The organism is Shewanella sp. GXUN23E (genome assembly GCF_050865035.1).
GTDB lineage: Bacteria > Pseudomonadota > Gammaproteobacteria > Enterobacterales > Shewanellaceae > Shewanella.
Window position 1 is genome coordinate 46410 of record NZ_JBOZWP010000021.1, and the last position, 14324, is coordinate 60733.

10 protein-coding genes and 3 tRNA genes are annotated in these 14324 nt (G+C 51.8%); 4 read left to right on the forward strand and 9 right to left on the reverse strand.

Features of this window, described 5'->3' with window-relative positions; translation table 11 throughout:
- Positions 1–49 precede the first annotated feature (49 nt).
- The 5 genes from clpP to ACRRUX_RS16325 all read right to left on the reverse strand — a co-directional run bounded on the left by clpP (position 50) and on the right by ACRRUX_RS16325 (position 2616).
- Positions 50–661: an ATP-dependent Clp endopeptidase proteolytic subunit ClpP gene (gene clpP, locus ACRRUX_RS16305; RefSeq protein WP_432532242.1), complete on the reverse strand. Its 612-nt coding sequence runs from the start codon at positions 659–661 to the stop codon at positions 50–52.
- 91 nt (positions 662–752) lie between these two features.
- Complete coding sequence (tig, locus tag ACRRUX_RS16310) at positions 753–2057, reverse strand: trigger factor (protein WP_432532244.1); 1305 nt, start codon at positions 2055–2057, stop codon at positions 753–755.
- Positions 2058–2313: 256 nt separating this feature from the next.
- Positions 2314–2389 (reverse strand) — tRNA-His (locus tag ACRRUX_RS16315).
- Between the two features lie 8 nt (positions 2390–2397).
- A tRNA-Arg gene (locus ACRRUX_RS16320) sits at positions 2398–2474 on the reverse strand.
- Between the two features lie 65 nt (positions 2475–2539).
- A tRNA-Pro gene (locus ACRRUX_RS16325) sits at positions 2540–2616 on the reverse strand.
- A gap of 273 nt (positions 2617–2889) precedes the next feature.
- Here ACRRUX_RS16325 and folD point away from each other — a divergent pair.
- Positions 2890–3750 (forward strand): bifunctional methylenetetrahydrofolate dehydrogenase/methenyltetrahydrofolate cyclohydrolase FolD, encoded by an 861-nt coding sequence (gene folD / locus ACRRUX_RS16330; protein ID WP_432532246.1) that lies wholly within the window; start codon positions 2890–2892, stop codon positions 3748–3750.
- Positions 3751–3890: 140 nt separating this feature from the next.
- On the opposite strand, the gene cysS is transcribed toward folD, so the two are convergent.
- Positions 3891–5270: a cysteine--tRNA ligase gene (cysS, locus tag ACRRUX_RS16335; protein WP_432532248.1), complete on the reverse strand. Its 1380-nt coding sequence runs from the start codon at positions 5268–5270 to the stop codon at positions 3891–3893.
- Positions 5271–5446: 176 nt separating this feature from the next.
- Between cysS and ACRRUX_RS16340 the strand changes: the two genes are divergently transcribed.
- Positions 5447–5941: a peptidylprolyl isomerase gene (locus ACRRUX_RS16340; protein ID WP_432532250.1), complete on the forward strand. Its 495-nt coding sequence runs from the start codon at positions 5447–5449 to the stop codon at positions 5939–5941.
- 9 nt (positions 5942–5950) lie between these two features.
- Positions 5951–6661 (forward strand): UDP-2,3-diacylglucosamine diphosphatase, encoded by a 711-nt coding sequence (locus tag ACRRUX_RS16345; RefSeq protein ID WP_432532252.1) that lies wholly within the window; start codon positions 5951–5953, stop codon positions 6659–6661.
- A 204-nt stretch (positions 6662–6865) separates the two neighbouring features.
- Here the strand turns inward: ACRRUX_RS16345 and miaE are convergent, their stop codons facing one another.
- Entirely contained in the window at positions 6866–7633 is a 768-nt protein-coding gene (miaE, locus tag ACRRUX_RS16350) for a tRNA isopentenyl-2-thiomethyl-A-37 hydroxylase MiaE (protein ID WP_432532254.1), read from the reverse strand.
- Positions 7634–7849: 216 nt separating this feature from the next.
- Here miaE and ACRRUX_RS16355 point away from each other — a divergent pair, with 216 nt between their 5' ends.
- Positions 7850–8446 carry a Yip1 family protein gene (locus tag ACRRUX_RS16355; RefSeq protein WP_432532256.1) on the forward strand — a complete coding sequence of 199 codons (597 nt, stop codon included), beginning with the start codon at positions 7850–7852 and terminating at the stop codon, positions 8444–8446.
- 586 nt (positions 8447–9032) lie between these two features.
- Here ACRRUX_RS16355 and ACRRUX_RS16360 read toward each other — a convergent pair.
- Positions 9033–12281, reverse strand: a complete 3249-nt coding sequence (locus tag ACRRUX_RS16360) for a S41 family peptidase (protein WP_432532302.1) — start codon at positions 12279–12281, stop codon at positions 9033–9035.
- Between the two features lie 240 nt (positions 12282–12521).
- Positions 12522–14312, reverse strand: a complete 1791-nt coding sequence (locus ACRRUX_RS16365) for a M61 family metallopeptidase (protein WP_432532258.1) — start codon at positions 14310–14312, stop codon at positions 12522–12524.
- Between the last annotated feature and the right edge of the window lie 12 nt (positions 14313–14324).

The following is a 14324-nucleotide window of genomic DNA, read 5'->3' on the forward strand; positions in this document are numbered from 1 at the left end:
TGTGTCGGTCATCTCTATGTCATCAGCATAGCTCAACCGACAACGAAATTCAGCTGCGCTTGGTGAGAACAGAATCAACCAAACCGTATTCCACTGCCTGCTGGGCACTCATGAAATTATCACGGTCAGTATCGCGCTCGATCACTTCCAGTGGTTGACCGGTATGATCCGCCAGCATTTGGTTGAGTTTCTGTTTAATGCCAAGGATTTCCTGAGCGTGAATGGCAATATCCGATGCCTGCCCCTGGAATCCACCCAACGGTTGATGGATCATCACACGCGAGTTTGGCAAACAATGACGTTTACCCTTCTCTCCGCCAGCGAGCAAAAATGCGCCCATGCTGGCAGCCTGGCCAATACACACTGTACTTACATGCGGCTTGATAAACTGCATGGTGTCATAAATCGCCATACCTGCGGTTACACTGCCGCCTGGCGAGTTGATGTACAGATAGATATCCTTGTCTGGACTTTCTGACTCCAAAAACAGCAGCTGCGCCACAATTAGATTGGCCATGTGCTCTTCAACCTGACCAACCAGAAATATCACCCGCTCTTTGAGCAGACGGGAATAGATATCATAGGAGCGCTCACCCTTGGCAGTTTGTTCAACAACCATAGGTACAAGTGCGTTAAGTACTGATTCCGGCGCTTTTTGCATTCTTCCTTCCCTAAAAACGAAAATGGTTCGCATGAGAAAAACCCATACGAACCATTATAAATGGCCTGAGGCCAAACAAGTCAAGTTTCGCTTATGCGCGACCGGTAGCCTTGTTCATAAATTCTTCAAAAGCAACTTCTTTGTCAGTCACTTTTGCAGATTCCAGCAGAGCTTCAACAGCTTGCTCTTCCAGCGCTACATTGCGCATGTTTTGCATCAGTTCCTGGTTGCTGTTGTAGTAAGCAACAACTTCAGAAGGATCTTCGTAGGCGGAAGCCATAGACTCGATCAGCGCGTTTACACGTGCTTCGTCAGCTTTCAGTTCGTTTGACTTGATCACTTCACCCAGCAGCAGACCCACTTTAACGCGACGCTCTGCCTGCTCGGCGAACAGCTCAGCTGGCAGTTCTGGCATGTTGGCAGCCTGGCCACCAAAACGCTGCATTGCCTGCTGGCGCAGTACATTGACTTCGCCATCGATCAGTGCTTTTGGCAGATCGATATCATTGTTAGCCAGCAGACCAGCGATAACCTGCTCTTTGATGTTGGCTTTCAGAGCCTGAGCCAGTTCACGCTCCATGTTCTTACGGATTTCAGCTTTCAGGCCTTCAACGCCTTCTTCAGCGATACCGAACTGCTTGGCAAACTCATCGTTCACTTCTGGCAGGTTAGCACCCAGTACGTCAGTCAGAGTAATGGCGAACTTGGCGGCTTTACCTTTCAGGTTTTCAGCGTGGTACTCTTCTGGGAAAGTCACGTCGATATCGAATTCTTCACCGGCTTTGTGACCCTTGATGCCTTCTTCAAAGCCTGGGATCATGCGGCCGCTACCCAGTTGCAGTTCAAAGCCTTCAGCCTTGCCGCCTTCAAACTCTTCACCGTCTACCGAGCCAACAAAGTTGATCTTCACTTTGTCGCCTTCAGCCGCTTCGCGCTCAACAGCATCGTACTGAGCGTGCTGCTTGCGCAGGGTCTCGATCATGCTGTCTACGTCTGCGTCAGTTACAGTCGCAACTGGCTTTTCAACTTCGATAGCGTCCAGGCCTTTCAGCTCAACTTCTGGGTAAACTTCAAAAGTCGCTACGAACTCAAACGCGTCATCTTTGGTTTCACCTGGGATAAAGGTTGGTGCACCAGCTGGGTTCAGCTTCTCAGCGATGATGGCTTCGATGAAGTTGCGCTGCATAACCTGACCGGTTACGTCCTGACGGATAGCTGCGCCATAACGCTTGGCGATAACACTGGCAGGCACTTTGCCTGGACGGAAACCTGGCATACGAGCACGCTTGGCTTCTTGTTTCAGGTTTTCGGCAACCAGCTTTTCAATTTGCTCAGCTGGTACAGAGATGGTCAGGCGACGCTCCAGGCCTTGAGTTGTTTCAACAGAAACTTGCATTGTTTTACCTCGAAATATGTCTAACGTCCTTTGCAATAGCCGAATCATTCCGCTATTCAGGTATTCGTTTCTTGATCTAAATTTATCGCTCTAATGCCCATGGGAACTCAGTTCCGGCACCTGTCGCTCATACTGATTAATCATCAAGACGCGACATTATAGCCAGCGAATTTTTCAGAGTCGAGTGTCAATAGGCGTTTGCAAGGCATAAAAAAAGCGACCTAAGGTCGCTTTTTTTATTTCTTTTTTAAAGAAGTGGGGTGGCTAATGGGACTCGAACCCACGACAACTGGAATCACAATCCAGGGCTCTACCAACTGAGCTATAGCCACCACTGATATGGTACGCCCGGCAGGATTCGAACCTGCGACCATCCGCTTAGAAGGCGGATGCTCTATCCAACTGAGCTACGGGCGCATGACCGGCAGAATTGCTTCTGTATCCTGTCCGACAGACAAAGCGCTTGCTTTGCCTTTGAAAACTGGTCGGTGATAGAGGATTCGAACCTCTGACCCTCTGCTCCCAAAGCAGATGCGCTACCGGACTGCGCTAATCACCGATGATTCTGTTGAGCGCCTTGAATCAGGCTGTCTCTCTGGAACGGAGCGCATAGTATCTGCAAGGCTCCGCGGGCGTCAATGTTTTTTTTAGGCGGGTGAATCACATGCCGATAAATACAGCAACTCAGCGCAATTTCAGGCTAAAGCCGCCTAATTGCCATATTAGCAAACACAGCTTTCGACCAGCTTAGGGCTTGTGACAATGACACTGCATGGTCCCGCTGATAGAATACCGCGCAATTCAGCGCCCGCAGTTAAGGACAGATAACACCATGACAGCCAAGTTAATTGACGGCAAAGCCATTGCCCAAACCATCCGTAATCAGGTCGCCACCAAAGTTGCCGATCGCAAAGCCGCCGGTATGCGTGCACCGGGATTGGCGGTAATTCTGGTAGGACAGGATCCCGCATCCCAGGTTTATGTTGGCAGTAAGCGCAAGGCATGTGAAGAAGTCGGCTTTATCTCCAAATCCTACGACTTACCTGCAGATACCAGCGAAAAAGAATTGCTGACACTCATTGATGAGTGTAATCAAGATGAGACCATTAACGGTATTCTGGTTCAGCTGCCACTGCCAGAGCATATTAATGCTGCCAAGGTGCTCGAACGCATTACCCCGGACAAAGATGTGGATGGCTTTCATCCTTACAACGTTGGCCGTCTTTGCCAGCGTATTCCGGTTTTGCGCCCCTGCACACCAATGGGCATTATGACGCTGATCCGCGCCGTAGGTATCGACACCTACGGAATGGACGCCGTCATTGTTGGCGCATCGAATATTGTCGGTCGCCCAATGTCATTGGAGTTATTGCTGGCTGGCTGCACAACCACTGTCTGTCATCGTTTCACCAAAGATCTGGAAGCTAAAGTGCGCGGCGCCGATCTGCTGGTAGTTGCCGTAGGAAAGCCTGGTTTTATTCCCGGCAACTGGATTAAACCCGGCGCAGTGGTGATTGATGTGGGTATCAATCGCCTGGAAAATGGCAAATTGGTTGGCGATGTGCAATTTGAGCAGGCCGCAGAGCGCGCTGCGTTTATCACCCCGGTTCCCGGTGGTGTGGGCCCTATGACCATTGCCAGCCTGCTGGAAAATACCCTGTACGCTGCCGAGCGTTTTCACGACCACAGGTAAGATTTAGTACCAAGAGCAAATAGCCGGCAGTTGCCGGCTTTTTCATGCCGTTAAAAAGCGATTGATATAAAGACAAAAACGCCGGTCACTGTTATCAATGACCGGCGTTTGTATGTTCAAGTCCGCAATAGCAGACCGGCTTACTTCTTGCGCCAGGTTGTTCCTGCTGGGCCGTCTTCAAGCACCACATTCAGTGCATTCAGACGATCACGGGCCGCATCGGCTGCTGCCCAATCTTTTTCGGCCCGGGCACGATTACGCTCGACGATCAGGGCTTCAATTTCAGCCACTTCATCGTCATTGCCCTCGCCTTTGAAGAAAGTTTCCACATCCAGACTCATGATACCCAGCACATCGGCCAGTTGCTTCATCGCCACACCCAGCGCCGACGCTGCGGTCAGATCCTCGCCTTTCAGGCGATTGATCTCACGTACCATATCAAACAGTACTGAGTAGGCTTCCGGCGTGTTGAAATCATCATTCATGGCCTCTTTGAAACGGGCCACATATTGCTCAGCGCCAGCCGCTGCAACCGTCAAATCCAGACCTTTGAGCGCGGTATACATACGCTCCAGTGACGCACGCGCCTGTTTCAGATTGTCTTCTGAATAGTTCAGCTGGCTGCGATAGTGACCTGACAGCAGGAAGTAACGCACGGTTTGGGCATCGTAATGCGCCAATACATCGCGGATGGTAAAGAAGTTGCCCAGAGACTTGGACATCTTTTCTTTGTCTACCATCACCATGCCGGTGTGCATCCAGTAATTCACATAAGGCGTGTCATGGGCGCAGCAAGACTGGGCAATCTCATTCTCATGGTGCGGGAACTGCAGATCAGAGCCACCGCCATGAATATCAAAGTGCAGGCCCAAATGCTTGCTGTTCATGGCAGAGCATTCAATGTGCCAGCCAGGACGACCGGGACCCCATGGCGATTCCCAGGTAGGCTCTCCCGGCTTGGACATTTTCCACAGCACGAAATCCATCGGGTTGTGTTTGTGCTCATCGACTTCAACGCGGGCACCGGCCTGCAACTGATCCAAATCCTGACCGGACAAACGGCCATAAGCGGGGAAAGACGGCACACTGAACAGCACATCACCGTTGTCCGCCACATAGGCATGGCCTCGGGCGATCAGCAGTTCAACCATCTCGATGATCTCGGCAATGTGCAGGGTTGCGCGGGGCTCGAAATCCGGGCGTACCATATTCAGCGCATCAAAATCAGCATGCATTTCACCGATCAGACGCTCAGTCAATGCTTCACAGGTTTCACCATTTTCATTGGCGCGCTTGATGATTTTGTCATCCACATCAGTGATATTGCGCTGGAAGTTAACGTCATAACCCAGGTATCTGAGATAACGCACTATCATGTCGAAAGAAACAAAAGTACGGCCATGGCCAATATGACACAGGTCGTAAATCGTCACACCACACACATACATGCCGACTTTGCCCGGATGTATTGGTTTGAATTCCTCTTTCTGACGACTGATGCTGTTGTAAATCTTCAACATGGGTATCTCTTTAACCATTTCTGCTTGGGATAAAACGAGGCGTCAGTCTACCATGGCGCCAAGCGCCCTTGCATCAGATATCTTTGCAATTGCAGCAGTGCGCATACGCTCTTTTCGCATTGAGACCGATAAGTTAGAATCCGCTCCAACTTCCAGAAGCAACTGAGTATCGAAATATGATTACTTTGCACACCAATCACGGCGACATCAAACTGCAGATGTTCGCAGACAAGGCTCCTGCCACTGTAGAAAACTTCATTCAGTACGCCAAAGACGGCTTTTTTGATGGCACTATTTTTCACCGTGTTATCGATGGATTCATGATCCAGGGCGGTGGTTTTAACGAAAACATGCAGCAGAAGCCTACCCGCGGCGCAGTCAAAAATGAAGCCAACAACGGCCTGTCCAACAAAGCGGGCACTATCGCCATGGCCCGCACATCTGATCCACACTCAGCAACCTGCCAGTTCTTCATCAATGTGAACGACAACACCTTCCTGGATTTCAAAAACGAATCCATGCAGGGCTGGGGTTACTGCGTATTTGGTGAAGTGGTCGAAGGTATGGATGTGGTTAACGCCATCAAAGGCGTTAATACCCGTAACCACGGTATGCATCAGGATGTGCCTGTTGACAATGTGGTCATCCAAAGCGTGACAGTAGAGGAATAATCCTCCCGGATGCGCACCCTTATTATCGGCGATCTGCACTTAAGTGCCGATCGCCCGGATATCACCGACGCATTTTGCCGCTTCCTCGACACGCTGCCGGATGACACTCAGGCCCTATACATCCTAGGGGATCTGTTTGAAGTGTGGGTGGGTGATGATATTGCCGAGCCTTTTGCCAAAGAGGTCGCCCGGCACATCAAAGCTGTTTCCTGCCGCTTACCTGTGTATTTCATTCACGGAAACCGGGATTTCATGCTGGGCCGTCAGTTTGCCAAAGAAGCAGGCATGCAATTGCTGCCTGAAGTGTTTAAGACCTTACTCTATAACAAGCCAACTGTGCTGTTACATGGTGACAGTCTGTGCACGTTGGATGAGGCCTATCAGCGATTTCGCCGGTTTCGTTCTGTCCCCCTGTTTCGCTGGATTTACTCCAAACTGCCCAAACGCAAGCGACTGCAAATCGCCGCCGACCTGCGCGGCAAAAGCAAGCGGGACAATCAAAGTAAAAGCGACGAGATTATGGATGTAGAATCTTCCGCAGTTGCTGATTTGATGAGAACATCAGGCGCGATGCAGATGATCCACGGCCATACTCACAGACCGGCCATTCATCAACTGGATAGCAAGCAAACCCGGATGGTCGTGGGCGACTGGTATCATCAGGGCAGTGTGTTGACCATTACACCAGAAGGCAGTGAATTGACCACGCTGACGTTGTGATATTGAATCATCAGGGCCGAACGGTCCTGATGCTTTTTCCAACGGGCAGCTGAATTGAGTGATGCAGCAGTGCGCCACGGTAACCGCACCACCTAACAGAGCAGCCTGTAACGGAGCAAGGTACAACGGACCTTCGGGCAACAGCGCAACAAACCTGCGCAACCATTAGAGATACGAACTTAACCAGTAGGTCAAAAGCCACGACTAAGCCGGCACGCCGCTGTGAAAGCGAAATTCAGGGTCGGGGTCACAAATAAGTCTGGCTTCCAGTTCACGCCAATAGGCCACCCGTTCATCAATTGATTCACCCGCAACCTGTCTTGCAAGAGCCAGATAGTCCTGATAATGCCGGGCTTCCGAGCGCAGCAAAGACACATAGAACTTTTCAAGCTCCGGATCCATATGAGGAGCCAGTGCCGCAAATCGTTCACAGGATCGGGCTTCAATGAAGGCGCCGACAATCAGGCGATCAATCAGAGTCAAAGGCTCATGGGTCCGCACATGCTGCATCATGCTCTTGGCATATCGTCCGGCATGCAGATTCTGATAAACAATCCCTCTCGCCTGCATAATCTCCAGCACCTGCTCGAAGTGATGAAACTCCTCCTTGACCAATCGCAGCATTTTACTGATAAGGTCATCTCCCCAAATGATCCCGGACTTTACCCGGAGAGTCCCCTTGAGCTCGCCCTTGGACAAATCCCTCGCCAGAAATGCCTGCATATCCCGGTCATTGTGATAGACAAACTCTTCATAGGGCCGCGCCCATGCCAGCAACTGTTCACCACTGCAGTCATCCACTCCGTATTTTCGCACCATAAACAACGCAGTCTGGGCAGCTTTCAGCTCACAGTTGCAGTGATCTATCAAAATCAACGGTAGGTTTTCCTGTTTACAGGCCACCTGGATCCAGGCCTGTGGAGTCTTACACCCCAAAAACTCGATAACCAGCGCCAACAGCGACTGATACATAAGGATTTCCTGGCAATACTGATGATGATTAATTGTCCCATCGCCCGCTTTTGCAAACAAGTTGACGAGTCCGTTCGTTCATACGCATCAAAGTTATCTGCTCATTTGTTAACCACTTGACCGAAGTTAAGAATTGGTTAATAAATGAAGGGGTGCAGTATCAGTTCGTCTGATGTTTGGCGAGCACCTGGTTTCAGCTAAACGAGGATAATTATAATGATATTGAATCACTTGATGGGGTTATACACCCACCCCAAACAGGAATGGCAGGCAATTGAGCGCAATCACGAAAAAACCGGCAGCAGTTTAAGCCACATTTTACTGATCTCACTCATTCCTGCGATCTGTGCGTACATTGCCAATACCCAAATTGGCTGGAACCCAGGCGCAGGAGAGCCGCTGTTTCTGACACAGGAAAGTGCCCTGTTTATGTCTGTGGGCATGTATTTTGGTTTAATTGCCGGTGTGTTTGGATTGGCTTATCTGGTGTACTGGATGGCCAAAACCTTCGATGCCGAACCTAACTATACTCAGGCACTGGAGTTAGCAGTTTATACCGCAACACCGCTGTTTATGGTTGGATTTTCAGCGCTCTATCCGGAACTTTGGTTCATTATGCTGGTTGGTCTGCTGGGATTAAGCTACTCGGTATACCTGCTGTACACGGGCGTTCCAATACTGATGCGTATCCCGGAAGAAAAGGGATTTATCTACGCCAGCTCTGTCGTCACCTGCGGTTTGGTGCTATTGGTTGCCTTGATGGGCGCCAGTGTTATTCTCTGGTCCTATGGCCTCGGCCCGGCAATTCAATAATCCTTTGGTTACTTTGTGATACAGGTACAAAACCAAAACAAATATTCAGTCCTCATAAACGCCTGATACTTCTGTCAGGCGTTTTATTTTCCCGCGCCTGCACTGCCACGGCGCCACTTACTCCCACAAACCGGTATTCTCATTGATTGCACTTAATCAACCCCGGCACATCTGCAAACAGTCTCGAGGTTCAGGAGTTCAGTCAGATTTGGGATAATACCAACTTCATTAATAGTTTGATCAATTCAGAGCGTGCCAGGGATGCCGATTCAAGGCGCATTGATTGACTAAGGGTGGTTCCCTTTGAGAGCAATGCAACACAGAAGCAGGATGCCTGACACGCTCACGCAGTGCAGGTTTCAATGCACTTGATACTGCGTTGAGCCGTCTTGACATAGCATCATTATGACTTCGCCGACTCGCCTTGTCTCAAGCGCATTGAACTCCCGCTGAAACAGATCAACTACTAAATGAAATTGGTATCATACCGACACAAACCAAAAGCTGGCCCTATTGCCTAATGCCGTTCACTTAACGTGAACGGCATTAGGAAGTATTTGCTGGTCTTTGACGTCTTTATCCTGGGTCAGAGGCTGATATCGTCCGCCATCGGCCCCGAAATTGGTTTGGGTGACAGCGGCTGCAGAGGCTGCGTGGACTGCGCCTGTTTGAGTACCGCAATGGCGCGCTCCAACTGAGCATCGCTGCCCATAAAGGAGGCGTAAGGCAGATTGTCTACCTCAATATCCGGGCTGACTCCCCGGCCTTCCAGTACCCAACGACCATCCATTGCGTATTGAGGATATTCAGCAACACGGGCCATCCCTTTGTCAGTCAACGAATTACGACCAGACAACCACACACCGGCTCCAGCCGTTTGTTTGCCTACCAAAGGTGCCAGCTGCAGCGCCTTGATCCCCGCAGAAAAGGTTTCGCCGTCTGAGTAGGTCAACTGATCGGTCAGCACCACCAAATGTCCCCGGAATGCCTGCTGCATATTAGTATTGGGTGTCCCGCGGGTTGGCGCCCAAAACGCCCAGGCGCGGCGCAGCAACTTCTCAATCACCCAACTGTCGATGTTGCCACCACGATTACGGCGTACATCCACCACGAGCCCGGCCTTATCATAATTGGTGTAAAACTCACGGGCGAAACTGGCGATATCATTGCTGCCCATGGCGTACAGGTGCAAATAACCAAACTGGCCGTCACTGGCCTTATCAACTTTCTGCCGGTTCTGTGCCACCCAGTCAAGATAACGCAACTGACTATCTTTGGCCGGATCGACTGGCTCAACCACAGTTTTAATGGTCTTGCCTTTACGGATCAGCTCCAACAACACCTGAACATTGCGCTGATTGCGCAGCAGTTGGCTGACATCCGCCACGGTTTGCACCGGCTTACCATTGATGGCCCGCAGCACATCCCCCTCTTTGGCATCTACGCCGGGACGAGCCAAAGGCGCCGCTTCTCCGGGAAGTTCAGCATCATATTGATAAATCTGGCTTATTTTCACACCGTCAGCGGTCTGCTGGAAGCGAGCCCCCAGGCTGGCAGCCTTGGGCAGTTCGGGATCTACAGGCAAATCACCGCCCCTGACCTGACTGTGCAACGCATTAAGCTCTCCCATCATCTGTGCAAACACATCATTCAGCTCATGGCGATCCGTGACCCGGTCAACCAGTGGCTGATATTTTTGCCTGAGCACTTGCCAATCAACGCCCCGCATCGACTTATCGAAAAACTGCTCACGGTGCATCAGCCAGGCATCTTCAAACATCTGCTGGAATTCCTGCTCAGGCTCCACCAGTAACTGCCATTGTGCAGTATTGACCCTGGCATTGGTCAAATCAGCTGGCAGCGAGTCCCCGGCATCCAGGATCAACAACTCGGATGGTTTGGATTGCTTGCCAAGCAGCAATTTACTGCCGTCGGCCGACAAACGGTAAGCGCCGATATCCTCGGCGTAAACCTTGGCCTGAGCTTTACCCGGCTCAATAGCAACCACCTTGAGGGTCCGTTTGTCATCCTGCTCATCCAACAGATATAACTTGTCATCGGTGACCGACAGCGAGCTGTAATTACCCGGCGCCAGTGGCACCTGCCACAAACGCTCACTGAGTCCCTGCCAACCGATATTGACTGTGTCATCCTCAGACTCATTCAGCTCAACAGCCGGTGTCAACTCAGTGATCGCCTGGAATGGGAACGTGGCATTGTCAGTCAGCGCCACGGCATACACCTGGCTGCGGCGATCGAATACCGGTCCCATGTTTCGGTCTCCCCAGGGTGAGGATGGCGTCGCCTTGAAATGGCGGTTGGACAGGAAATACAACCAATTACCATCGGGACTGAACGCCGGGGAATAGGACTCGTATTTATCGGACGTCACAAACTGGCTTTTACCGCTGTCCACACCATACAGCACTATCTGCGGACGCTGCGCACCCAACTGGGATTTGGTCAGTGCAAGTACCCGGCTGTCCGGCCCCCAGACGATGTCACTGTAGGGGCCAAGGCCTTCCCCCTCTTTGATAATCACCTTGTTGCGACCACTTTCCAGGTCCAACAGCCAGACATTGCCCTGATAGTCATCATGAGCGATATAACGACCATCGGGAGACAGATGCAGGCTCATGCGCAAACTGTTGCCATCATTGGTCAGTTGTCTGGCATCAACGCGACCATCGGCAGCAAAACGCCAGATCTCCTGCTCACCGGTGGCATCAGAAATGGCGTATACCCAGTTGCCATCGTTATCCAGCACGGCGCTGCGCAAACGGCTGTCGTCTGCAGACGCGACCTCCACCAGCCGGCTGCCATCACTGCCGGCAATCGCCACTTTGCTGCGGGCAGTAATCACTGCTTTGTTGCCAGAGGCCGGGAAGCTCACGTCTGTCATATAGTCCATTGGATTATTGACCCAGTTGCCCCGCAGATACGGAAAATCCGAAGTCAGTTGCAGCGCGACTTTCTCATCCCTGCCATCGTCAGGACTCAGCAGGCGGACATCGGCTCCCAGCTGATAGACGATGCGTCCTTTGTCCATACGAGCATCGCGCACAGCAAAATCCTGATGATGGGTATGCTGGGTAAGATTGTGGCCTTCCAAATCCATCGACCAGATATTCTCAGCGCCGCTGGCATCGGAAATAAAATACAGCCGATCCTGCCACAGCATGGGCTGACGCAATGACCCCTGATGCTCAGGCGCCAGACGCACAGCTTCCCGGCCACCGTCCAGGTTGAAACGCCACAGTTCCCCCATGGCACCACCACGATAGACCCGGGCATTATCTCCGGTCGCCTGCAGTCCAAAACGGGTGAAGAATACCTGTTGGCCGCGACTGTCAACCACGCCCTCAATCGCGTCCATCAGCGGAATATCGCGGCTTATCAGAGTATCGGGAGACACACTGCGCAGCACCCAGGAGCTTGAGGGGCCATTGGCATTGTCAGTGGCGTACAGCACCTGTCCGTCCGGCGTCCAGCCCTGCACTTTGACCCGGCTGTTCTCAAAACTGACGCGTTTGGCCTGGCCACCTTTAATCGGGATCACATAGGCTTCAGTGGTGCCGTCATAATTGGCTTCAAACGCAACCCACTGACCATCGGCAGATATCGCAGCACCGGTTTCCAGTGCCGGCAAACTGGTCAAACGACTGGCCTGCGGCTGGCCCAGTTGCTGGGTCCAGAGATCGCCCTCGGCGGTAAATACCAGAGTGTTGTCATGCAGTGCCGGGGCGCGGAAGTAGCCACGCTCCATCGCCGTGGCGGCATAGGCACTGGAGCCCATCGCCATCAGGCATGCAAAGGTGCAGAGTTTAAGTTTTATCATGCAGTGACTTCCAGAGTTTGTCAGAATCTGCAGTCACTCAGGATTGGGTAAGTTCAGCACGGCATCTGGCCGCTGACTGACACCATCCGCTGGTGCTGCATACTATTGTTATGTGTTGCAGCACGTTATCAAAGAATCTGTCTGTCTTCAGCCGATTTTTGGCCTTTGATGTAAAGGAATGTGACTACTGCGCCCAAAGCAGCCATAAAAAATGCGGCTCCAGGAGCCGCATTATGATCACAGAAACTCGCCTTTGGCATCAAACGGCCAGTCGATCCCGAGCCAGGCCTTGAGAAACGCCTTTTGCTGCTCGCTGGCATTGGCGATACCGCGGATCTGGGCTTTACCTGTTGGCGCCTCACCCAGAGTCACCTTCACGGTTTTAAGCTTATCGTTGGCAAACAGTGTCAGCGAGATCTCTTCTCCAACCTCAAAGTCGCTGATCCGCTTGTTAAACCCAGCTGCAGTGACCTTCAGGCCATTGATGGCAATAATCTCATCGCCCGCATGCACCCCGGCCTGCCAAGCCGGTCCATCCCGTTTGACATGTTCAAGGGTCAGGGCTCCGGATTTCAGTTTCACCCCCAGATTGGGTTTCACTTTATCGTTATCGCCAAAGCTGAGCACCAATCCGGCCTGCTCCAGCAGATTGTTGTAATCCAGTGACAGCGGAGAATCGATATGCTGTTGCCACCAGTTTTGATAGCTCTTGCCGGTCAGCTGGCTCAAAATGCCTTTTACGTCATCCACGCTGAATCCTTTGGGCAGCGTGAAGTCACGGTACAGAGCCCGGTGCACATCACGGTAGGAATGTTGCAGACCGGTATCTTCCAGCAGCGCAAAATCCAGTGCCATCGACGTCAGATAACCTTCCGAATAGATATTCACACTGTGATTGATGGCATAGTCTCCACCACCGCCAATCCAGGCCGTTTCACTGGCTTCCGTCACTGACTGCTGATCGCGCCCGGGACTGTTGATGTTGCGCTCAATCCGCTTGGCCAAATCAGCAAAAAACTCCTTGGGAGTAGCGATACCGGCACGCAGCAGTAACTGGTACTGGAAATAACTGGTGGAGCCTTCGGCCAGCCACAGCAGTTTGGTCATATTTTCATTCTGATAGTCATAGGGTACCAGGCCTTGCGGACGATACGCCTTGACGTTCCAGGTATGGATAAACTCATGGGATGCCGTGGCGATAAAACCCAGATAATCTTCCCGCTCGCGGAAGTTAAAACGCGGCAACTGGATAATAGTGGAATTCAGATGCTCGGTCGCGCCACGCTCACCGCCGGTGGCATGCACCATATACACATAACGCTCAAACGGATAATCATCCCAGATAGCTGATGCCGTGCCACTGAGTGCTTTAAGATCTTTTTCCATCTGGTTCAGATCGTAATTCCCTTCACCCCAGACCACCAGCTCGTAATCCTTGCCATCAGCAGAAAACTCCCGGAAGTGGTTAATGCCGCTCTCAATGGGCGAGTCCACCAGCACATCATAGTTGGCAGCCCTGAAGCCATGACGACCGTCTGCCTGCATGCCTGAATGACTGCGCCAGCCCCGGGGCACATCCAGCTCCACCGTCACCGGTTCATCGCGGTATTGCGGGCTGTACATGAATACCCCACTGGCATCCAGATAGGCATGGGTTGCATCGATATGGCGCACCCGGGTACCCAGCATATCGGCATGGATCTGATAACTGACGGTTACCCCGCTGGTTTCGGGCAGATGAATTTTCCATTCACCGCTGGCGGTACGCTCCCAGCTCAGCCGTTCACCTTTGTCATTGCGGGCATCAAACAGCCTTACGCCATCAGCCAGCGGCAACACCTGATACTTGCCGGTACGCCATACCGGCAGGTTCACCACCAGCTCGTCTGTGGTTTCAGGAAACTGGATCTCCACCTTTGCCAACTGATGTTCCGGGGAGGTCAAATCAATTTGATACTCGACATCGGCGAGTATCGGAAAGGCGGTGACTGCTGTCAGCACACAAATCGCACTTAAACCGGGTTTCACTTGCAATTCCTT